This is a genomic window from Streptomyces sp. NPDC002671 (assembly GCF_053592475.1).
This window is the reverse complement of record NZ_JBSFVU010000046.1, coordinates 1-22,470: the sequence shown is the minus strand read 5'-3', so window position 1 is coordinate 22,470 and position 22,470 is coordinate 1. Positions and strand designations below refer to the sequence as shown.

Here is a 22,470-nt window from a genome sequence, read left to right as displayed (position 1 = left end):
TGACACAGCTGCTCGACGACGACAGGTATCGGACTCCGTGACGCGACCGCTTGTCCCCCGGCATGCGCACAGAGGAGGTGGAATCCACCATGGTCTTGAGGAGCACCGGCCGGGGCGGGCCAGGCTCCACGGGCTCTCCCCGCGCGGACAGCGGTGCTTGAAGGAGAGACTGCCATGACCACAGCCCGAGACATCATGCACACCGGTGCGACCTGCGTCCGGGAGGACGAGACTCTCGAGGCCGCCGCGCGCAGGATGAAGGAACTGGACGTCGGAGCCCTCCCGATATGCGGTCCCGACGACCGGCTGCACGGAATCATCACCGACCGCGACATCGTGCTGAAGTGTGTCGCCAAGGGCAAGGACCCCAGGGCCATGACCGCAGGTCAGCTGGAGCAGGGCAAGCCGGTCACGATCGACGCCGGGGCCGACGCCGGCCGGGTCCTCCAGGCCATGGAAGAGCACAAGATCCGCCGGCTGCCGGTGATCGACAACCATCGGCTCGTCGGCATGATCAGCGAGGCGGACCTCGCACGTCACCTGCCCGAGGACCAGGTGGGCCGTTTCGTCGAAGCCGTCTGCGCTGTCCCCTGACGCACCAGGATTCTCGCCCCGCTCCCGCCACCGGGGTGTCGTGGGCAATCCTCAGTACGCCCCGGAACACCGACGCCCGCATTACCCGGGAGAAGGAAATGACTGATCCGATCGTGGTCGGAGCCGACAACTGGGACCAGGGCGTCGTGACCGAGGCCACCGCCATCGTGCAGGAAGCCCATCCGGACCTGGAAGTGATGGCGATTCGTCGGGCACCTGCTCCACCACGGGATGGCTTCAGGCATGCACAGCCTGCAACTGGGCGCTGCGCAGCGACGCCTGCTCGAAGGCGTACGCGAGGGCGGCTCGGGAGTGTGCAGACCCGTCGGTGCCGACGTCGATGCGGCCGTGGCCGGTCGTGACGTGGTTGACGATCACCACCGGGCAGGCCGCGTGACCGACGTCGGCTCTCGTGGGCTCGGTGCCGGCTGGCCCTCGGCTCCGTCAGCCACCACCTCCTGCAGTTCTCCCAGTGCCCCTGGCGGTCGTCCGCCCACGGGACTGAGAGTCTCTTTCGGCCAATACCCGGCCCGCGCCAGGCCCGCCAGGCTCATCCGCGCCGCGGCGATCCCGGTGGCCACCACGGCGAGCACGGCCGCCACCACGTACACCGTCACCAGCCCCAGCGGCCGTCCCCCGGCCTTGCCGACAGCACCGGCCGTCGGCTGTCCGCAACGCCCGTCCGACCGGCGCTCGGGACTTGGTCTCCTTCGAACCGCACCGCCTGTCGCTGGAGGAACCGGAACACACCACGATGCCGTCCAAGTGCCCGCAGCCGGAGCACTGAGGGACATGTGACCAGCAGGGAACGATCGTGACGGACACAGAGCACGGACCGGCACGCCGACGCGGTCACCGGAGCCTTGCGCACACCGGTGATCTCCGCGTCGAGGCCTGGGCGCCGACGCGCGAGGAGTGCATCGCCGAGGCGATACGGGGCCTGGTCAGTAGCTTCGCCGAGCTGCCTGCGGGCGCGCCCGGCGTCGCCAGGGAGTGCGTGGTGTCGTCCGAGGACGACGGGCGGCTCCTGGCCGCCGTACTGGAGGAGGTCATCTATCGCATGGACGCCGCGGGCGAGCTGCCCGTGGATGTCGCCGTGACGCCCGCGCCGCACGGCGTGCGCGTGCGGTTCGTGATGGCCGACTGCTCGACGGCCACACAGACCGGGGCCGTGCCCAAGGCCGTCGCGTTGCAGGGACTGGCGCTGGCCCGGGACTCGCACGGATTCACCGGCCGGGTGACGCTGGATGTGTGACGCCCCGTCGCCCACGTCCGGCGCCGGGGTGCGCCGCCGAGGAGGCGGGACCTGAGATGGACATCGAACTGGTGGCGGACGGACCGTGGCGGTTCCGCATCGAACAGACCGGCGCCATGCGCGTGCCCGGCGTCGTCCTCGCCCCGCGCGAGCTGCTGCCCGACGAGCCCGGGGACCAGGCCCTTCAGCAGGTGGCTCGCGTGGCCACACTCCCCGGTATCGTCCGCGCCTCGTACGCCATGCCCGACATCCACTGGGGCTACGGCTTCCCCATCGGCGGCGTGGCTGCGACCGATGTCGCCCGCGGCGGGGTCGTCTCGCCCGGCGGGGTGGGCTTCGACATCTCCTGCGGCGTGCGCCTGCTCACAGCGGGCGTCGACCGCGCTGCCCTCGTGCCGAAGCTGCCCGTGCTGATGGACCGCCTGAGCGGACTGATGCCGCGCGGCCTCGGGCGCGGCGGGCTGTGGCATCTGGCGGGCCGGGCACAGCTGCACGATCTGCTGCGCGGCGGCGCCCGGTACGCCGTCGAGCACGGGCACGGAGTGCCACGCGACCTGGAGCGGTGCGAGGACGGCGGAGCAGTGGACGACGCCGACGTGACGCAAGTCGGCGAGCGCGCCCTGGACCGCGGTGCCGGGCAGGTCGGCAGCCTGGGCTCGGCCAACCACTTCCTGGAGGTCCAGGCGGTCGACACGGTCTACGACCAGACGTGCGCACGGGCGTTCGGCCTGCGCCTCGGCCTGGTGTGCGTCATGATCCACTGCGGCTCGCGCGGTCTGGGCCACCAGATCTGTACCGACCACGTCCGGGCGATGGACGCGACGATGCGCCGCTACGGCATCGCGGTACCCGACCCTCAACTGGCCTGCACTCCCGTCGACTCGCCCGAGGGGCGCGCCTACCTGGGCGCGATGGCCGCTGCCGCGAACTACGCCCGCGCCAACCGGCAGTTGCTGGCCGACGCCGCCCGCGGCGCCTTCCGGCAGGTGGCGGATTCGGGCCTGGACCTGCTCTACGACGTATCGCACAACCTCGCCAAACTGGAGACCCATCCGGACGACCACGCGCAGCGCATGCTGTGCGTCCACCGCAAGGGTGCCACCCGGGCCCTGCCCCCCGGGCACCCCGACCTGCCGGACGCTCTGCGCCCCTTCGGCCAGCCGGTGTTCGTACCCGGCACGATGGGGACCGCCTCGTACGTCATGTCCGGCATCACCGGTAACCGTGCCTTCGACTCCTGCTGCCACGGCGCGGGCCGCGTCTGGAGCCGGCACCGCGCCCACCGCGAGATGTCCCCGCGGCAGTTGCGCCACGAGCTGGCCGGTGCGGGGGTCGCGGTGCTCCCGGCCTCCTGGCGCAGCGTGATCGAGGAAGCGCCCGAGGCATACAAGGATGTCGACGCCGTCGTCCGGGCAAGCGAGCACAACGACCTGGGCCGGCTGGTCGCCCGCCTGGTACCCCTGGGTGTCCTCAAGGGATGAGAGCCGGCCGGGCCACCGCCGGATCAGCGGCAGGACAGATGTCCGGATTGCGGCCTCGTGAGGCTGCCTCCACGATGAGGCCATGGTTCCCGTGGGTTCTGCGGACCGTTTCGACGCGTTTCGGGCCCTGGCCGACCGGCGTGGGCGGCCGGGGGACCGGCTGATCGAGGCGCTGGCCGAGGCCCGGGCGGGCAGGACGGACGGCCCCGAGGTCTGGGCTCCGCCTGTCGCCGCCCGTTTCGGCCTGCCGGCCGCCGCGGCGCTCGGACCGGCCGCCTACTACGCGGATCTCGCCGCCCCGCACGGCCGCCGGCACGTCCGGGTCTGTTCGGCGACGGCGTGCTTCGCCGCGCAGGCCGGACGGCACCTCACCCATGTGGAGCACGAGCTGGGCGTCACCGCGGGCACGGCGTCGCCCGACGGGGAGACGTCACTGCAGGCCGTCCGCTGTCTGGGGTACTGCTACGCGGGTCCCGCCGCGCTCGACGGTGACGCGCCCCGCACCGGCCCCACGCTGGCCGATCAGCTCGCGGGGCGGGAGCCCCCGCGCGATCCGGAGATCCCGGCGTCCGACGACACCGGCGACCCCGTGTTGCTGGGAGGAGTGGTGGCTGGGCAGCCGCCCTGGCAGGTGTGGCCGCGGATGGTGGCGGCCGGCACTCCTGACCGGGTTCAGCTGGAGGTGACCGCATCCGGGCTGCGGGGGCGCGGCGGGGCGGGGTTCCGGGTGTCGGCCAAGTGGGAGGCAGCCGACCGGGCGCCGGGCACCGTGGTGGTGGTCAACGGGGATGAGGGGGATCCCGGCTCCTACGCCGACCGGCTGCTGATGGAAGCGGAGCCCGAGCGGGTGCTGGAGGGCTTGGCCCTGGCGTGTTTCGCGTGCGGGGCACGGCGGGGTGTGGTGCTGGTGCGCTCGGAGTATCCGCGCGCGCTCGCGCGGATGCGGGAGGCCGTCGGGCAGGCGTACGCCGACGGGCACTTCGGCCCGTCCGTGCACGGCACGGGCACGGTCCTGGACGTGGAGGTGGTGGAGGGTGCCGGGTCGTACGTCGCGGGTGAGGAGACCGCTCTGCTCGCGAGCCTTGAGGGGGACCGGGGCTGCGCGCGACCTCGTCCGCCCTACCCGACCCGGCATGGGCTGTGGGATGCGCCGACGGTGGTGAACAACGTCGAGACACTGGCGGCCGTCCCATGGATCGTCTCGCGGGGCGGTGAGGCGTACGCCCGGCGTGGGACCCCCGACGAGACCGGGACGAAGCTGGTCTGCCTGTCGGAGCGGTTCGCCCGGCCGGGGGCGTACGAGGTCGAGCTGGGCACCCCGCTGCTGCGGATCGTCGCCGAGCTGGGTGGCGGCCTGAAGGACGGCAGTGAGTTGACCGCGTTGCAGGTCGGCGGACCGCTGGGCGGTTTCCTCTCCCCCGACGCGCTGGACGTACCGCTGACCACGGCCGAACTCACGGCGCGGGGCGCCGCTCTCGGCCATGCAGGGCTGGTCGCCTTCGACCAGCGCGTGGCACCGGAGGAGGTGTTGCGGCACATCTGGCAGTTCGCGGCCGCGGAGAGCTGTGGCGCCTGCTCCCCGTGCCGTGTGGGCTCGCGGCGCGGTCTGGAGCTTGCGTCCGCCGGCACGCCGCCCGGACCGGAGTGGGGACGGCTCGCCCGTGTTCTGGCTGACGCGAGCCTGTGCGCCTTCGGGCGAGGCATTCCACCTGCCGTGCGGAGCCTCGCCCGCGCATACGGGGACCGGCTGGCGGGATGGGAGCCATGACCGGCATCGAGGTCGAGGTCGACGGCACGGGCGTGACCGTTCCTGAGGGAGCCTTCCTGCTCTCGGCCGTACGGTCGGCCGGGATCGAGCTGCCCGCACTCTGCTCCGACGACCGGCTCAGCCCGGCCGGCTCCTGCCGTACCTGTCTCGTACGGGCCGACGGGCGGATCGCGGCGGCCTGCGTGACCCCTGCCGCATCCGGCGCTCGCGTCGAAACCGCCGCTGACGAGCTCCGGCAGCTGCGTCGCAACGCGGTGGCGGTCATCGCCTCGGCCCTGCCGCCCCGTGCCGTCGCCGACGGCAATCCCAGCGAACTGGCCCGCGTCTGCAGGTCGTTGGGCATCGGCCCCGAGACGGCACAGGGCGCCGGAGGCCGGGGCGAGGACGACTCCCACCCGTACGTCCACCTGGACCGGGATCTGTGCATCGCCTGCGGCCGGTGCGTCCGCATGTGCGCCGAGGTGCAGGGCACCTTCGCCCTGACCCTGGCCGGCCGGGGCGCGGACACCGTGGTCGCTCCGGGCACCGGTGGGCCCTGGGCCGGGTCGGACTGCGTGGCCTGCGGCGGCTGCGTCGACACCTGCCCCACCGGTGCCCTCGCCGAACCCGGGCCGGGGGCGGGGCTCACCTCCGCCCACGGGCCGGCCGCGACCCGTACGACGTGCGGATACTGCGGCGTCGGCTGCTCCTTGGACGTCGTCACCTCCGACGGCGAGGTCACGGCGGTACTGCCCGCCCGGGACGGCTCGGTCAATCAGGGACACGCCTGCGTCAAGGGCCGCTTCGCCCACGGATACCTGACCTCTCCCGAACGGCTCACCCGGCCCTTGCTGCGGCGCGACGGCCGCCTGGAGCCCGTGAGCTGGGACGAGGCACTCGGCCTTGCCGCCCGGGGCCTGCGTGCGGCCGTCGACACCGACGGCCCGGACGCCGTGGCGGCCATCTCCTCGGCCCGCGCCACCAACGAGGAGAACTACCTCGTCCAGAAGTTCATGCGGGTCGTCATCGGCACGAACAACGTCGACAACTGCTCGCGGCTGTGCCACTCGCCGTCCGCCGCCGGCCTGACCGCGTCCTTCGGACTCTCCGGCGGCACCGACAGCTTCGACGACGTCGAGCGCTCCGACTGCCTGCTGGTGGTCGGCGCCAACCCCGTCGAAGCCCATCCGGTCGTCGGAGCGCGCCTCCTGCGGCGCGTACTCCACGGAGCCAAGCTGGTCGTCGCGGACCCCCGCGCCGTCGGCCTCGCCCTGCACGCCGACGTGCATCTGAGGCCCCGCCCCGGCACCAACGTCGCGCTCTTCCACGGGCTCGCCCACGTCCTGCTCGCCGAAGGGCTGACCGACGAGAACTTCCTGCGTGAGCGAACCACTGGCCTGCCCCAACTCGCCGAACTGCTGGACGACTACCCGCCCGACCGGGTCGAGGACGTCACCGGCGTACCAGCCGCGGACCTGGTCGCGGCGGCCCGGCTGTACGGCCGTGCCCGCCGGCCCGCGATCATCTACGGCCTGGGCGTCACCGAGCACGTGCACGGCACGGACGGGGTACGGTCCCTGGCCAACCTGGCGATCCTGCGCGGGGCCGTGGGCACCGACCGCGGGCACGGGGTCAACCCGCTGCGCGGCCAGAACAACGTCCAGGGCGCCTCCGACATGGGCGCGCTGCCCGATCTCCTGCCCGGCTACGGGAGGGTGACCGACCCGGCCGTACGTTCCCGGGCCGAAGCGGTCTGGGGTGTGCGGATTCCGGAACGCCCCGGTCTGAGGATTCCGGACATGTTCGCCGCCGCCCGAGCGGGGGCCCTGCGGGCGCTGTGGGTGATCGGCGAGGACGTCTGCGCCACCGACCCCGACACCGACCGGGTGGCCACGGCCCTGGACGCGTGCCCGCTCGTGGTGTGCAGCGAACTGTTCCTGTCCGAGACCGCCCGCCGTGCCGACATCGTGCTGCCGGTGGCGTCCTGGCTGGAGAAGGACGGCACCTTCGTCAACTTCGACCGCCGCTTCCAGCGGGTGCGCCCCGCCGTGTCCCTGCCGGGCGAGGCACGCAGCGACTTCGACGTCGTACGCGCACTCGCGGCGGCCATGCGCGTTGACCTGGGCTGCCCCACTCCGGCCGACGCCCTCGCCGAGTGCGGACGGATCGCCCCCGTCTTCGCCGGTCTTTCCCATCAACGGCTGGACCGGGAGGGCGCCGTACCGTGGCCCTGCCCGCACCCCGACCGCCCGGGTCAGGCCAAGCTGTACGAGAAACGGTTCGCCACGCCGGACGGGCGGGCCCGCCTCGCAGCGGCCCCCTACCTCCCACCCGGTGAACAGCCCGACGACGACTATCCGCTCATCCTGGTCACCGGGCGGCGCTGGGCCCACTACAACTCCGGCAGCATGACCCGGCGTGGAGGCAACCTCGCACTCGACCCGGCGGACTTCCTCGACGTCCATCCAGACGACGCACTCCGGTACGACGTAAGGGACGGCGCGCAGCTCACCGTGGAGAGCCGACACGGCAAGGCCCGGCTCATCGCCCGGATCAGCGAACAGACGGTCCCCGGCCAGGTCTTCTGCTCCTTCCACTTCCCCGCGAGCGGAGTGAACCGTCTCACCTCCGCCCACGCGGACACCGTCACGTCCTGTCCCGAGTACAAGGTCACGGCCGTACGGCTGGCCGCGCGGTGACACCTGTTGGGGCACACGCCGATGGGGCCCCGTTACCGAGTGCCAGTTCGGGGGTTCCGGTGGGCGGCCTGACGGTCGGGGGCAGCGTCGACGCTCGGCTGTACCTCGACCACCTCGGTGGCCGGCAGCGGTTCGTGGTGCCAGCGGCGCAGCCGGGAGGCGTTGGTGACCACGGACAGGGAGGACAGGGCCATGGCCGCGGCGGCGATGATCGGGCTGAGGCGGATGCCCCACAGCGGGTAGAGGGCGCCGACGGCGATCGGGATGCCGACGGCGTTGTAGACGAGGGCGAAGAACAGGTTCTCCTTGATGTTGCGCATGGTCGCGCGGGACAGGCGGATCGCGGTCACGACGCCCGCGAGCGAGCCGGAGATGAGGGTGATGTCGGCAGCCTCGATGGCGACGTCGGTGCCGGTCCCGATCGCGAGACCCACGTCGGCCTGGGCGAGAGCGGGGGCGTCGTTCATACCGTCGCCGACCATGCCGACGATCCGGCCCTCGCCCTGGAGGCGGCGGATCTCGTCGGCCTTGTGCTCCGGCAGTACCTCGGCCAGGACGCGCCGCACTCCGACCTGCGCGACGATGGCGGCGGCGGTGCGGGCGTTGTCGCCGGTGAGGATGACGGTCTCGATCCCGAGTCGATGCAGGGCGGTGATGGCCTGGGCGGAGTCGTCCTTGACGGTGTCCGCGACGGCCAGTACGCCGGCCGGGCGTCCGTCGACGGCGGCCAGGACGGGGGTCTTGCCCTGGGCGGAGAACTCCTCGGCCAGTTGCGCCAGTTGGTCGGTGGTGATGCCGACGTCCGCGAGCAGCCGAGCCGTCCCTACGAGCACGGCCCTGCCGTTCACGGTGGCCTGGACGCCCTTGCCGGTGACGGAGTCGAAGGCCGACGCGCCGGGCACGGTCAGCCCACGCCTGCGGACGCCCTCGACAACGGCGGTGGCGAGTGGGTGCTCGCTGTCGGCCTCGGCGGCGGCAACCAAGGCCAGCAACTCGCCCTCGGTGAAGCCGTCGGCGGGGCGGACGTCGGTGAGGATGGGCTTGCCCGCGGTGACCGTGCCGGTCTTGTCCAGGACGACCGTGTCCAGCTTGTGGGCGGTCTCCAGTGCCTCGGCGGAGCGGATCAGGATGCCCGCCTGCGCGCCCTTGCCGGTGCCGACCATCACCGACAGCGGGGTGGCGAGGCCCAGCGCGCAGGGGCAGGCGATGATCAGGACGGCGACCGCGGAGACCAGCGCGAGCGTGAGCGCGGGTGCCGGGCCGATGGTGCACCAGAGGGCGAAGGCCGCGATGGCGACGGCGATGACGGCCGGCACGAAGTACGCGGAGATCGCGTCCGCCAGCCGCTGGATCGGCGCCTTGGACGCCTGGGCCTGCTGCACGAGCCGGATGATCTGAGCCAGCATCGTGTCGGCGCCGACCTTGGCCGCCCTTACGCGCAGGGAGCCGGTGGTGTTGACGGTGGCGCCGATGACGGTGTCCCCCGGGTGCTTGGTGACCGGTATCGGTTCGCCGGTGACCATCGACTCGTCCACCGCCGAGGTCCCGGAGAACACCTCGGAGTCGACCGGGATCTTCTCGCCGGGCCGGATGACGATCTCGTCGCCCACCACGACGTCGTCGATGGGCATCTCGGTTTCGGCCCCGTCCCGCACGACACGAGCGGTACGCGCCTGCAGGCCCAGCAGGGCGCGGATCGCCTCGCCGGTGCCGGCCTTGGCGCGCGCCTCCAGCAGCCGGCCGAGGAGGATCAGGGTGAGGATGACACCGACGGCCTCGAAGTAGACCTCGCGGACGTCCGCGGGCAGCAGCGACGGGGCCAGGGTCACCAGCAGGCTGTAGCCGTAGGCGGCGGACGTGCCCAGCGTGATCAGGGAGTTCATGTCGGCGCCGCGGTGGCGCAGGGTGAGCCAGCCGATGCGGTGGATCGGCCACCCCGTCCAGAACATCACCGGGGTGATCAGCGCCAGCTGCAGCCAGTGGTTCAGCATCCAGCCCGGCACCCAGTCGGCGCCGAACAACTCGTGCGCCATGACCGCGAAGAGCACGGGCGACGTCAGCAACGCACCGACCACGACCCGGCGCGACAGATCCGTGATCTCCGCCTGCCGTTCCGCGACCTCTGCCTCCTCGGCGTCGGCGGCGGAGACGTGCCCCTGCGGGCCCTGGGCCGTCACCGCGGGCGTCTCGTCGACCGGGCCACCGCCAGGGCCCTCGGCTGGGTCGACCACGAGCGTGCCGTGGATCATGTTCATCCCGCACGCGAACCCGTACGACCCCGCCTGCTCCGGCCGGAGGCGCACGGCTGTGCGCTGGAAGGCGGGCAGCCCCTTACTCACACGCAGATCGGGGAAGACAACCCTGTTCGTGCACTCCCCGGACTCCTGCCGGTCGAAGACCAGCTCGACGGGCAGCCCCTGGCGCACCCGAATGACAGCGGGGCTGTAGCCGCCCCGCACGGTCACCTCGACCCGTTGCACCCCGCCCTCCAGACGGGCGCTGCGGGCGCGGCGCGGACCGAAGAAGTACCAGCCCGGCGCGGCGACGAGGACGGCGGCCAGGGCCACCACGACGATGTCGGAGGTATCCATGGCAGACCTTCCCTCTGCCCTCCTGACGGGCCACTTCTCAGGCTCCTCTCGGATACCTCCTCGGGGTAAGGGTCCAACGGCCCAGGTGTGTTGGCCTCTTCGGCCCATGACAGCCTGTCGGCCGAGGTTCACGGTGAGGGGTGAGGGCAACGGGCGGCCCGCAGGCGTCAGGCCCGCGCCCCGTGCCCGCGAGGAAGTGAGCACCGTGATGTTCTGGTACGACCACGATGTCGGCGGCTGGGGCTGGTTCGTCATGTCGGCCGGGATGATCCTCTTCTGGGCCGTGCTCATCACGTTCGGTGTTCTGCTCTTCCGGGCACTGGCCCGACCGGACAGCACCGGGACGCCGGCCGTCCCCCCTCCCTCCGGATCGGCCCCTGAGCAACTGCTCGCCGAGCGCTTCGCCCGCGGAGAGATCGACGAGGACGAGTACAAGCGCCGCATGGCCGTCCTGCGCGCCGGCCACGGCGCCCCGCTCAGCAAGCGCTGACCGACGACAAGGCGGGCACACTCCGAGGAGGCCCGCGATGAACACCAACCGGCGCAACTACGGCCTGTACGCCGTCGCGGTCGCGATCGCCGTGGTCGGCGTCCTGGCCTTGGGCGTGCCGGTCGGCACGATCTTCCTGCTGCTGATCGTGCTGGCCTGCCCCCTGATGATGATGTTCATGATGCGCGGCATGCGCGATGACGGCGGCACCCAGGACGGCCACGACGCGTCCCGTCACGACCGCCCGGACGACGACCCGCCGACCAAGCACGCCCGTCCGCCGTACGGCACCGGGCGGACCTGACCGGCCGGGCCGAAGGACAGGAGGCCGCCCATGTCCGCGGTGATCGCCCCCGCTGCTCGGGGTGGCCCTCCTGGCCTGGCTCGTCTACGACACCGCCCGTCGGGCCATCCCGCATGTGTCCTGGTACCTTCCGCTCGCCCGGCTGCGCGGCCGCCGTGCCGCGCTGGAGGCCACCGAGCGGTGGCACCGGCCTGCTGCTGCACGGCCGCATCACGGCCGCCGACTACCAGGCCCGCATGGCCCGACTCGCCAACGGCGAGTGGCCCCCAGGCACCACCCGCCACGCGAACACGCGGGAAGGAGGCCGTCATGGCTGACGCCGCCTACGGCCTGTGGCCGCTGGTCGTCCTGACCATCTACCTGCTGGGCAGCTGGCTCGGCGCACGCTTCCCGCTGCTGAAGGACACCCACGCCGGAGGGCACCTGTGGAACGACCTGACCGGCTGGCGGGGCGACCCGCATCTGAGCCCCTTCCACCTGGCCAGTTACGTGGCCATCGGCGGCGGCTTCTGGCTGATCGCCACCGCCTGGAAGACCCTGCGCGCCGCCGCGCAGCGCGACGAGCTGGCCACCACAGGCACCGACGACCGGGGGCGGCACCCGCAGTACGACGGCTTCCTGCTCGTCATGATCGGGTTCCTGCTGCAGTGGCCGACCATCCCGACGCTGGTCATGTTCCCGGTCCTGGTGTACGTCTACGCCCGCCTGCCCGTGGTGAGGAGCGGGAGGTCGCCCAGCACTTCGGTGCCGACTGGGAAGCCTACGCGGCCCGCACCCCGCGCTTCGTCCCCCGCATCCGCAAGGCCCCGCCGTCGGCCGGCTCGCCTGACAATCCTGGACGGAGCCGGCGGCTCGGTAGCCTCACTCACCTCCCTGGAGGCTGACGTGTACGCCAACTCCACCGCGCCCTCGGCACGTTCACGGCGGAGCAGAGGGTCCGCACGTACCGCCGTCACCGGTGTGCTCGCCGCCGGCCTGCTGACGCTGTCCGGTTCGGTGGCGTTCGCGCACGGTGGCGAGGGGAGCGACCGGGCCTTCGATCTCGTACGGCAGGGCATCGCCTACCTGGTGACGAAGCCGCACGACACGATGGACATCGAGGACAAGATCAACGACGCGGTGAATGCCAAGGACACCTCGCACGTCGACCTGGCCTACGTCCGGCAGGCGCAGCAGGCGTTCAAGTCCGGTGACCTCCCCGCCACGCGCGTCCTGTTGGAGCGGTCGATCGGAGCCCGTGTGGCCACCACGCCCGCCGCCCCGGTGCCGATCGGCAGCCCGCTCCCGATCACCGGCACCGAGACCGGCACCCTTGTCGTGGCCGACCCGCTGCCGGGCCGCGGCGCGCTGCACGCCGGGGACTGGGGGCTGCTGGCCGGCAGCGTCGCCGTAGGAGCGGGGGGCGTCGCCTTCGCGATCCGTGTCCGCCCGCACGACACCCATGGGGGAGGAACGCCATGACCCGTATGGAATCGGCCCCCGCCGAACCGCCCGTCAAGCCGGAAGCCCCCGAACCGGCAGGCTGGACACGGCGCTTCATGGACGCCGTCGACGAGCGCCTGGGTATCAAGGCCATCCAGTACCCGGTGCCCTCCCACGCCAATACCGTCGCCTACAGCCTGGGCGGCCTGACCGCCGTCAGCCTGCTGCTCCTCATCGCCACCGGCATCGTGATGGCGCAGTTCTACAACCCGGACCCGGCCTTCGCGAACGAGTCCGTCCGCCACCTCGTACGCGCCGTGTACCTCGGCAAGTACCTGCGCGGCCTGCACTACTGGGCCGCCGAGGCCATGTACGTCCTGGCGATCCTGCACCTGCTGCGGATCTACTTCACCGGCTCGTACAAGCGCCCGCGCGAGGGCAACTACCTCATCGGCGTGGGCATGTTCGCGCTGATCATCGGCGCCATGTTCACCGGCACCGTGCTTAAGTGGGACCAGGAGGGCTACGAGGCGCTCAGCCACAACCTGGAGATCGGCAAACTGCTCGGCGGGCTGGGCTTCTGGTTCGGCTCCGACTTCTCGGGCCAGGTCCCGCTCCTGGTACGGCTCTACATGGCGCACGTGTCGCTGATCCCGATGCTGATCCTCGTGCTGCTGGTGCTGCACGCCCTGCTGGTGAAACGGCACAGCATCTCGCCGCGTCCGGACAACCCGGCCGAGTCCGGGGAGCCGTTCGAGCCCTTCACCCACCACCTGCGCCGCATCGGCGCCCTGGGCCTGATCCTGTTCTCGGTTCTGAGCGTGCTGGCGGTCGTCTTCCCGCCGGCCATCGGCTCCACTCCGGTCGAGGGCATCGAGGTCACCAAGCCGCCGTGGATGTACTGGTGGCTGTTCACCCTGGAGAACTGGATCGGCCTGTCCGGCATCCTGTGGGGCGCCGGCGTCCTGTTCGCCCTGTTGATTGCCCTGCCGTTCGTCGACCGCAGCCCAGAACGCCACTGGCGCCGCCGCCCGGTCGCGATGAGTCTCGGCGGCGCGGTGGTCGCCTTCCTGATCGTCCTGACGGTGTTGGAAGCCGTCACCACCCCGGCCCAGCATCTGATGGGAGGCTGACGCCATGCCCCGCGCCCAGGTGAGCCTGTGGCCCCTGACCGCCGTCGCCGTCCTGGCCGCCGGCGGCACCGCCCAGGCCCTCGCCGCCCCGGCATCCACGGCTGCGGACATCACTGTCGCCGTCGGCCTGTTCCTGCTCATGGTGAGTGGTGCCCTCCTCTACCGGGTCATGCGCCACCTTCTGCGGTCCTCGCCCCCGCCACACCCGTGAAGGGTTCGTCCCTGCCACAGGCCCGGCCCATCGCGAAGTGATGGACGAAGACCGGACCGCGGGCAACGATGCCGGACGGACAGAGGTGGTCATGAACCGCTCCCCCCACCACACGGCTGCGCTCTCTGACCAGGGCGGTCGGCCCACCACGGCTGGAGCCCGCCCCCCTGGTCATCACGGCGGCGGCCCTGAGCACAGGGGGTGTCGCCTGGCTCGCCGGTGACCAGAGGCTCGCCGACCTGCATACCTGGCCGGGGTGCTCATCGCGCTGATGCTGGCCACCGGTCGCACGCTGGAGGCGGCAGCGCAGCGGCGGGCCTCGCACGATCTGCGCGCGCTGATGGAGCACGCGCCCCACACGGCGCGCCGCCGGACAGCGGCCGGAGTCGCCGCGGTTCCGCTGGCCGAAGTCGCCGTGGGTGACCTGCTCGTCGTGGGTCCGGGCGAGGCCGTCCCGGTCGACGGGCGGGTGGAGGGCACCGCCGTGGCCAGCCTCGACGAGTCCGTACTTACCGGCGAGTCCCTGACCGTCGAGCGGGCGGCGGGCGACACCGTCCGCAGCGGGGTCGTCAATGCCGGCGGCGCCTTCGAGCTGCGGGCCGCGGCCACCGAGCAGCACAGCACGTACGCCGGAATCGTGCGACTGGCCAGGCAGGCCGGGGCCGAGTCCGCTCCCGTGGTACGGCTGGCCGACCGTTACGCGGCCTGGTTCCTTCCGCTCACCCTGGCGGTGGCGGGACTGACCTGGCTGCTCAGCGGCTCGGCGGTACGGGCGGTCGCAGGTGCTCGTGGTCGCCACCCCGTGTCCGCTGCTGCTGGCCGCGCCGGTAGCCATCGTCTCGGGGATCTCCCGTGCCTCACGCCTGGGAGTGGTCATGCGTGACGGCGGCGCCCTGGAGAACCTGGGCCGGGCCTGCACCCTGCTGCTCGACAAGACCGGCACCCTCACCCGCGGGCGCCCGCGGGTCCTCGACGTGGTCGCCGCACCGGGGTGGCAGCCGGCAGAGGTGCTGAGGCTGGCCGCCTCGGTGGACCAGTACTCGCCCCATGTCCTGGCCGAGGCGATCGTCGGCGCCGCGCGCGAGCGGAAGCTGGTCCTGTCGGTCCCGTCCCATGTCACCGAGAAGCCCGGCCGGGGTGCTACGGGCACCGTGAGCGGTCACCGGGTGGCGGTCGGCCGCCTCGGCACGTCCGGCGTCCGTCCTGGGCCGGGGCGGTGGACAACCGGGTGCTGCTCGATGGCACGTCCGTGGCCTGGCTGACCGTCGACGGATGTGCGGCGGGTGCGGTGCTACTGCGGGATCCCTTGCGCCCCGACGCCCCGCGCACCCTGCGCCATCTGCGGGCCGCGGGCATCGAGCGGCTGCTGATGCTGACGGGCGACCGCCCGGAGCCGGCCCGCGAGGTGGGCACCGTCCTCGGACCGGACGACGTCCGCGCCGGGCTCGACCCGGCAGGCAAGGTCGCCGTCGTACGGGCCGAACGCGAACGCGCGATCACCGTCATGGTGGGTGACGGCGTGAACGACGCCCCGCGCTGGCCGCCGCGGACATCGGTGTGGCGATGGGTGCGCGCGGCTCCACCGCCTCCTCGGAGGCCGCCGACATCGTGCTGACCACCGATCGCGTGGACCGGCTCGCCGACGCCGTCTTCATCGCCGTACGGGCCCGGCGGATCGCCGTGCAGAGTGCCCTGGGCGGGATGGCGATGTCCCTGGCCGCGATGGCCGCAGCCGCCTTCGGCCTGCTGCCGCCTGCAGCCGGTGCCCTGCTCCAGGAGGCCATCGATGTCGCAGTCATCGTCAATGCCCTGCGGGCACTGCGCGTCGGCCAGGCCACGCGACCGGCGCTGACGCCGGCCGCCGAGGCGCTCATCCACCGCTTCGCTTCGGAACACGACGACCTCCAGGACGTGCTCGAAGCGGTGCGCGGTGCCGCCGACCGACTCTCCGACGGTCCCGGCCCGCAGGCTCTCGCGGCCGTCGAGGAGGCGCACCGCCTGCTCACCGAACGGCTGCTGCCCCACGAGTACGCCGAGGAGCACGAGCTCTACCCCGCCCTCGCCCCCGCTCTCGGAGGCCCGGAGGCCACGGCCACCATGAGCAGGGCTCATACCGAGATCGAACGCCTCTCCCGCCGCATCGCCACCCACCTGCAGCTCGCCCGCGCCGAGGGCGGCCTGTCCCCCGGCCAGCTCGACGACCTGCGCTCCTGCCTGTACGGACTGCACACCGTCCTCCGCCCGCACTTCACACAAGAAGAGGAGAGCTACTTCTCGCTGGCCCAGTGAGGTTCTGCGGGGCCCGCTGCCGGCGCACTCCGCCCGGGAGGGCCACCCGGCCCGGCGCCGGGCCCGGTCAGCCCCTGTGCGGCCGGGACCCGGCGCCGGACGCTGAACGCGGGATCGTCCGGAGGGAGCGTTCGTGATGACCGGCATCCAGGAAGTCCCGGTGCATGCCCTGCTGGCCGACGGAACCACGATTCGCATACGGCAGGCGGGTCCGGCGGATCGTGAGGAAGTGCAGCGGCTGTACGAGGAGATGTCGCCGCAGAACCTGCGGCTCAGGTTCTTCTCCCTCAACCCGGCCTCCGCCCGGCAGGCCGCCGACCGGGTGGTCAGGGGCGAGCGTCCCGGCTACCGCGCGCTGGCCGCCGAGTGCGACGGGCGGCTCGTGGGCCTGGCCGAGTACGAAGTCCTGCCCGGCGGCAGCACCGCGGAGATCTCGGTGTCCGTCGCCGACGACTGGCATCACCGCGGGGTGGCCACCCTCCTGCTGGAACACCTCGCGGACGCCGCGCGTACGGCGGGTGTCACGGCGTTCAGGGCCGAGGCCCTGTCCGAGAACCACGACGTACTGAAGGTCTTCCACGACCTCGGGTTGCGCGTGACCCGCCGCTTCGACGGGCCCGAGGTGCACTGCACGGTCGAACTCACCGAGGACGAGAGGTACTTGAGCGCCGTGGACGCCCGAGGACGGCTGGCCGACATCGCCAGCCTGCGGCCGTTGCTGCGCCCCGGTTCCGTCGCGGTGATCGGCGCGGGCCGCACACCGGGGTCGGTCGGACGCGCCATCCTGCGGAACATCCACAACGGCTCGTACACCGGGCGGTTGTACGTCGTGCACCCCGAGGCCGCCGCGGTTGCCGGGGTGCACGCCGGCCGGTCCGTCGCCGGCCTGCCGCAGGTGCCGGACCTGGCCGTGATCGCCGTACCGGCCGCAGCCGTTGCCGAGGTCGCCGAGGAGTGCGGGAGGGCCGGCGTGCGCGCCCTGCTCGTGGTGTCCGCGGGCCTGGACACGCACCACAGCGGCGCTCTGCTGGACGCGTGCCGACGTCACGGCATGCGGCTGGTCGGCCCTAACTGCCTGGGCCTGGCCAACACCGAGGAGGACATCCACCTGGACGCAACGTTCGCCGCCCGGCACCCCGGGCCCGGCACCGCCGGGGTCGCCGTGCAGTCCGGCGGCGTCGGCATCGCGCTGCTGGACGGCCTGGCCCGGCTGGGCATCGGGGTGTCGACCTTCGTCTCGCTCGGCGACAAGTACGACGTCAGCGGCAACGACATGCTCCAGTGGTGGGAGAGCGACGGGCACTCCGACCTGGCACTGCTGCACCTGGAGTCCTTCGGCAATCCCCGCGCCTTCTCACGCACCGCCCGCAGGGTGGCCCGCTCGATGCCGGTGCTCACCGTGGACGCCGGCCGGTCCGAGGCCGGGCGGCGGGCCGCCACCTCGCACACCGCGGCGGCGGCCACCCCGACCATGACCCGTCAGGCCCTGTTCACCCAGGCCGGCATCACCGCCACCCGCACGATCGGTGAACTCCTGGACACCGCCGCCCTGTTGCATGCTCAGCCGCTGCCTCGCGGTACGAAGGTCGCCGTTGTCAGCAACGCGGGCGGGGCCGGTGTCCTGGCCGCCGACGCGTGCGCGGACGCCGGACTCGTCGTCCCTCCGCTCGCCGCCGACCTGGTGGACGAACTCCTCGCCGTGCTGCCCCGCGGCGCCACCGCGACCAACCCCGTGGACGCCACGGCGGCCGTCGGCGAGGAGCAACTGCGGGCGTGCATAGGCCTGCTGGCCCGGCACGGCGGCGTCGACGCGGTCCTGGTGAGCCTGGTCCCCACGGCGGTCGCGGCGGCCACCGGGGAGGATCTGGTGCGCGCCCTGACCTCGGCCCCGGGGTCGCTCCCCCGCCCTGTCCTCGCGGTGCTGCCCGCCCGGGCCGCCCGCGTCGAGCTGCTGCCCGCCACCGGCCGTGCCACCGTACCCGCGTACTCCGACGCCGAGGACGCCGCCCGCGCCCTGGCCCACGCCACAGCCCGCGCCTATTGGCTGTCCCGACTTCCCGGCACCGTACCGGAGTTGCCGGACGTGGCGACCGAGCGCGCCAAGAGCCTGACCGCCGCCTTCCTGGACACGCACCGGGAGGGAGGCTGGCTCGATCCGCAGGCAACAGCCGCACTACTCGGCTGCTACGGCATCCCGCTGATCCCCTGGGCCTGGGCCCGCGACGAGGACGAGGCGGTCGCCGCGGCGGACCGGCTCGAAGGCGCTGACGGACGGGTCGTCATGAAGGCGTACTGGCCAGGTCTGCTGCACAAGAGCGAGCAGCACGCCCTCCACCTCGGCCTTCAGAACGCCTCGCAGGTCAGGGCCGCCCACCGCGATCTGGTCACCCGGTTCGGCGACCGGATGACCGGAGTGGTCGTCCAGCCGCTCGCCGAACGCGGCACCGAACTGTTCGCCGGAGTCGTCCAGGACGAGGTCTTCGGGCCGCTCGTGGTGTTCGGCCTCGGCGGTACCGCGACCGAGCTGCTCGCCGACCACGCGGCCCGGCTCGCCCCGCTCACCGACCTCGACGTGCACGACCTGCTCACATCCCCACGGTGCTCCCCGCTGCTGTTCGGCTACGCCGGCAGCCCCGCCGTCGACCTCGGCGGCCCGGAACAGCTGCTGCACCGGCTCTCCCGGATGGCCTCCGACCTGCCCGAACTGGCGGAGGCCGACCTCAACCCGGTCCTGGCCGGCCCGCACGGCGTCACCACGCTCGACGCCCGCATCCGGCTCGTGCCGCGCCACCCCCACGATCCGTATCTGCGCAAGCTGCGCTGATGGTCCCTTCCCCTGACGGAGGTCAGCCATGAGCCCCACCAAGGTCGGCGCCGTCATGACCGACGACGTCGTCACGGTCGACTACGGCACCCCAACCGCCGCGCTTCGGCGGGCTCGGCCCCGCCGTGGCCGCCCCGATCGGCACGGGTGCGGGCGGCGTTCGAGGGGTGGTCCTGATGGCCCGGGAAGCCAGCCGGCCGGTCAGGCCGCCCCGCCGTCTCGTGGCCGGTCCTCTTCGTCGACCACCGGCAGCCGTTCGATGCCGTGCCGCGCCATCAGCCGGGCGGCCTCCGGCAGAGCTGCCTCCGCGGGGACCGTCACGGCGGGCGCCGACATCACCCCGCCTGCCGTACGCGCCCGGCTCCGGGCGGCGCTCTCGCGGGCAACGAGGCTCAGCTGTGGCAGTCGTACGCGGGGCTCCTCGGGGCCTGTCACCCCCCTGCCCCCGTAGGCGCGGGATCCGGCCCGCCGGGTCTCCCCCACCGTAGCCGTCCCCGGCGGATGACGGTACGCGAGGGGTGGCGACCGCCCTCCCCTCCGAGACATCGCCGGCGGCCCGCGCGAACGGGGCCGATCGGCCCGGTCACGGGGGCCGAGAGCACCTCGCCCGGCGGTGCCCCCGCGTCCGACGCTGGAACCGTACGCAGCCCGCGCAGTCCAGGAGTGCCGCCATGGTCCGTTACGTGTACGACTTCCAGGACGGCGGCCGGAACCTGGCCGACCTGCTCGGCGGCAAGGGCGCCAACCTGGCCGAGATGACCCGGCTGAGCCTGCCGGTTCCGCCCGGGTTCACCGTCACCACCGAGGCCTGCCGCGCCTTCCTCGCCACCAGCGAGGAGCCGGACGGCATGCCGGCGGAGATCTCCCGGCACCTGTCGACGCTGGAGACCGCCACCGGGCGGCGGCTGGGGCAGCCCGACGATCCACTGCTGCTGTCGGTGCGCTCCGGGGCACGGTTCTCCATGCCCGGCATGATGGAGACCGTCCTGGACATCGGCTTGAACGACGCCTCCGTGCTCGGTCTCGCCAAGGTGTCCGGGAACGAGCGCTTCGCCTGGGACTCCTACCGCCGGCTCGTCCAGATGTACGGCAGCACGGTGATGGGCGTCGACCCGGCCCTGTTCGACGAGGCCATGACCCTGCTGAAGGAGGCCCGCGAGGCACCCGACGACCTGCACCTGGACGCGTCCGACCTTGCCTGGCTGGTAGGAACGTACAAGCGGGTGATCCGCGACAAGACCGGCCACGACTTCCCGCAGTCCCCCGCCGCACAGCTGCGGCATGCGATCCTCGCCGTGTTCCGGTCCTGGAACGCAGGACGCGCCCAGCTGTACCGGCGGCGCGAGCACATCCCGGACGACCTGGGCACCGCGGTCACCGTGCAGCGCATGGTGTTCGGCAACCTCGGCTCCGACTCCGGCAGCGGCGTCGCCTTCACCCGCGATCCGGCCACCGGACTGCCCGGCCTGTACGGCGACTACCTGCCGAACGCCCAGGGCGAGGACGTGGTCGCGGGTATACGCGACACCGTGCCCCTCTCCGAGCTGGAGCGGCTGGACCCGCGCTCCTACCGTCGACTCCGCGACCACGCGGGCACCCTGGAGCGGCACTACCGCGATCTGTGCGACATCGAGTTCACCATTGAACGCGGCACCCTGTGGATGCTGCAGACCCGGGTCGGCAAGCGCACCGCCGAGGCCGCTTTCGCCATCGCCGCGGAACTGGTCGGAGAGGGGCTCATCACCGCCGACGAGGGCCTGAACCGGGTGCACGGCGAACAACTCGGCCGGCTGATGTTCCCCCGCTTCGACACCGGCAAGGCCGGCGCGGCGATCGCCCACGGCGTACCCGCCTCGCCCGGCGCGGCGGCCGGTGCGGCCGTGTTCGACTCCGCGGAGGCCGTACGGCGTGCCGCTGCCGGTGAGCAGGTGGTGCTGGTGCGCGAGGAGACCACGCCCGACGACCTGCCCGGCATGGTCGCCGCGCAGGCGGTGCTGACCAGCCGGGGTGGCAAGACCAGCCATGCGGCCGTCGTAGCCCGCGGGATGGGCCGGGTCTGCGTGTGCGGCGCGCAGGACATCAGCGTCGACACCGGGGCCCGGCGGCTCACCGCCCGGGACGGCACGATCGTCGAGGAGGGGACCGTCATCTCGGTGGACGGCTCCACCGGTGCCGTGTACGCCGGGGCCGTGCCGCTGGTCGCCTCGGCGACGATGCGCTACCTGGAATCCGGAGAGCAGGCGGACAGCGTGGTCGCGGCCGTTGCCCGAGCCCTCGAACACGCCGACGTGGTGCGGCGGCTGGAGGTCCGGGCGAACGCCGACACGCCGGAGGATGCGACGCGGGCCCGGCGGTTCGGGGCCCAGGGCATCGGGCTGTGCCGCACCGAGCACATGTTCCTTGGCGAGCGGCGCAGGCTGGTGGAGGAGATGATCCTTGCCCGCACGGACGCCGATCGCGAACGCACGCTCGCCGCTCTCCTGCCGCTCCAGCGGCGGGACTTCTCGGCCATCCTGGAGGCGATGGACGGCCTGCCGGTCACCATCCGGCTTCTCGACCCGCCGCTGCACGAGTTCCTGCCCGGCCGCACGGGCCTGGCCGTGCGCGTCGCCGCCGCCGAGGCCGCGGGCGGGCAACCGGACGCCCACGACGTGGAGTTGCTCGACGCGGTGAACCGGATGCACGAGGAGAACCCGATGCTCGGCCTCCGCGGTGTGCGGCTCGGTCTGGTGGTGCCCGGCCTGGTCGCGATGCAGGTCCGGGCCGTCGCCGAAGCGGTGGTCGAGCGGACGCGGGCCGGGGGCTCCCCGCGGGCGGAGATCATGGTGCCGCTCGTCGGAGCCGTCGAGGAACTCCGGCTGACCCGCGAGCAGGTGGCCCGCGTGCTGGCCGAGGTCGGCGACGAGGCCGGCATGCCCGTCCACTGCCCCGTCGGCACGATGATCGAGCTGCCCCGGGCCGCGCTCACGGCCGGCCGGATCGCCGAGGAAGCCGAGTTCTTCTCCTTCGGTACCAATGACCTCACTCAGACCACCTGGGGTTTCTCGCGCGACGACGTGGAGGCCGCGTTCTTCTCGGCGTACCTCGACAAAGGCGTCTTCGCCGCCTCGCCCTTCGAGACGCTCGACCGTGAGGGCGTGGGCCGGCTCGTCCGGATCGCCGTCGAGGAGGGCCGAGCAGTCCGGCCCGAGCTGCAGACCGGCGTCTGCGGGGAGCACGGCGGCGACCCGGAGTCGATCCACTTCTTCCACACCGCCGGCCTGGACTACGTCTCCTGCTCGCCGTTCCGGGTCCCGGTGGCCCGGCTGGAGGCGGGCCGGGCCACGCTGGGCGACGTCGACACCGGTGACAGCAGATGAACGGAGCCTGGGACGACCGGCCCCGGACCGAGGACCGAGGGCCGAACGGCACTGGAGAGGCACAAGGCCAT

General features: G+C 72.7%; 16 protein-coding genes and 1 pseudogene. 14 read left to right on the top strand and 3 right to left on the bottom strand.

Annotated elements, in window-relative coordinates; translation table 11 throughout:
* The first annotated feature begins 174 nt into the window (after nucleotides 1-174).
* Nucleotides 175-594 carry a CBS domain-containing protein gene (locus ACWD35_RS39190; protein WP_451356139.1) on the top strand — a complete coding sequence of 140 codons (420 nt, stop codon included), beginning with the start codon at nucleotides 175-177 and terminating at the stop codon, nucleotides 592-594.
* A 237-nt stretch (nucleotides 595-831) separates the two neighbouring features.
* On the opposite strand, the gene ACWD35_RS39185 is transcribed toward ACWD35_RS39190, so the two are convergent.
* Nucleotides 832-975, bottom strand: coding sequence for a hypothetical protein (locus ACWD35_RS39185; protein ID WP_451356138.1), 144 nt, complete (start codon nucleotides 973-975; stop codon nucleotides 832-834).
* 433 nt (nucleotides 976-1,408) lie between these two features.
* Here ACWD35_RS39185 and ACWD35_RS39180 point away from each other — a divergent pair, with 433 nt between their 5' ends.
* The 4 genes from ACWD35_RS39180 (at nucleotide 1,409) to fdhF (ending at nucleotide 7,776) form a co-directional block, all read left to right on the top strand.
* Nucleotides 1,409-1,849: an archease gene (locus tag ACWD35_RS39180; RefSeq protein WP_451356137.1), complete on the top strand. Its 441-nt coding sequence runs from the start codon at nucleotides 1,409-1,411 to the stop codon at nucleotides 1,847-1,849.
* A 56-nt stretch (nucleotides 1,850-1,905) separates the two neighbouring features.
* Entirely contained in the window at nucleotides 1,906-3,330 is a 1,425-nt protein-coding gene (locus tag ACWD35_RS39175) for an RtcB family protein (protein ID WP_451356136.1), read from the top strand.
* 82 nt (nucleotides 3,331-3,412) lie between these two features.
* Nucleotides 3,413-5,098 carry an NAD(P)H-dependent oxidoreductase subunit E gene (locus ACWD35_RS39170; RefSeq protein ID WP_451356135.1) on the top strand — a complete coding sequence of 562 codons (1,686 nt, stop codon included), beginning with the start codon at nucleotides 3,413-3,415 and terminating at the stop codon, nucleotides 5,096-5,098.
* A complete protein-coding gene (gene fdhF, locus ACWD35_RS39165) occupies nucleotides 5,095-7,776 on the top strand; it encodes a formate dehydrogenase subunit alpha (protein WP_451356134.1) in 2,682 nt (893 codons plus the stop codon). Before ACWD35_RS39170 ends, fdhF begins: the two co-directional genes overlap by 4 nt.
* Before the next feature lie 32 nt (nucleotides 7,777-7,808).
* On the opposite strand, the gene ACWD35_RS39160 is transcribed toward fdhF, so the two are convergent.
* Entirely contained in the window at nucleotides 7,809-10,367 is a 2,559-nt protein-coding gene (locus ACWD35_RS39160) for a heavy metal translocating P-type ATPase (RefSeq protein ID WP_451356133.1), read from the bottom strand.
* A 205-nt stretch (nucleotides 10,368-10,572) separates the two neighbouring features.
* On the opposite strand from ACWD35_RS39160, the gene ACWD35_RS39155 reads away from it, so the two are divergent.
* From ACWD35_RS39155 to ACWD35_RS39120, 8 genes and pseudogenes are all read left to right on the top strand, one after another.
* Nucleotides 10,573-10,857, top strand: coding sequence for an SHOCT domain-containing protein (locus tag ACWD35_RS39155; RefSeq protein WP_451356151.1), 285 nt, complete (start codon nucleotides 10,573-10,575; stop codon nucleotides 10,855-10,857).
* A gap of 37 nt (nucleotides 10,858-10,894) precedes the next feature.
* A complete protein-coding gene (locus tag ACWD35_RS39150; protein WP_451356132.1) occupies nucleotides 10,895-11,161 on the top strand; it encodes a DUF2933 domain-containing protein in 267 nt (88 codons plus the stop codon).
* Nucleotides 11,162-11,274: 113 nt separating this feature from the next.
* Nucleotides 11,275-11,478 (top strand): hypothetical protein, encoded by a 204-nt coding sequence (locus ACWD35_RS39145; protein ID WP_451356131.1) that lies wholly within the window; start codon nucleotides 11,275-11,277, stop codon nucleotides 11,476-11,478.
* Nucleotides 11,471-12,622: a hypothetical protein gene (locus ACWD35_RS39140; RefSeq protein ID WP_451356130.1), complete on the top strand. Its 1,152-nt coding sequence runs from the start codon at nucleotides 11,471-11,473 to the stop codon at nucleotides 12,620-12,622. Before ACWD35_RS39145 ends, ACWD35_RS39140 begins: the two co-directional genes overlap by 8 nt.
* A complete protein-coding gene (locus ACWD35_RS39135; RefSeq protein WP_451356129.1) occupies nucleotides 12,619-13,716 on the top strand; it encodes a cytochrome b in 1,098 nt (365 codons plus the stop codon). Before ACWD35_RS39140 ends, ACWD35_RS39135 begins: the two co-directional genes overlap by 4 nt.
* 4 nt (nucleotides 13,717-13,720) lie before the next feature.
* Nucleotides 13,721-13,927 carry a hypothetical protein gene (locus tag ACWD35_RS39130; protein WP_451356128.1) on the top strand — a complete coding sequence of 69 codons (207 nt, stop codon included), beginning with the start codon at nucleotides 13,721-13,723 and terminating at the stop codon, nucleotides 13,925-13,927.
* Between the two features lie 188 nt (nucleotides 13,928-14,115).
* A pseudogene (locus ACWD35_RS39125) lies at nucleotides 14,116-16,216 on the top strand (heavy metal translocating P-type ATPase).
* Between the two features lie 136 nt (nucleotides 16,217-16,352).
* Nucleotides 16,353-19,040, top strand: coding sequence for a bifunctional acetate--CoA ligase family protein/GNAT family N-acetyltransferase (locus ACWD35_RS39120; protein ID WP_451356127.1), 2,688 nt, complete (start codon nucleotides 16,353-16,355; stop codon nucleotides 19,038-19,040).
* Nucleotides 19,041-19,241: 201 nt separating this feature from the next.
* On the opposite strand, the gene ACWD35_RS39115 is transcribed toward ACWD35_RS39120, so the two are convergent.
* Entirely contained in the window at nucleotides 19,242-19,376 is a 135-nt protein-coding gene (locus ACWD35_RS39115; protein WP_451356150.1) for a CBS domain-containing protein, read from the bottom strand.
* Nucleotides 19,377-19,711: 335 nt separating this feature from the next.
* Between ACWD35_RS39115 and ppdK the strand changes: the two genes are divergently transcribed.
* On the top strand, nucleotides 19,712-22,399 hold the full coding sequence (ppdK, locus tag ACWD35_RS39110; protein WP_451356126.1) for a pyruvate, phosphate dikinase: 2,688 nt from the start codon (nucleotides 19,712-19,714) through the stop codon (nucleotides 22,397-22,399).
* Nucleotides 22,400-22,470: the final 71 nt, after the last annotated feature.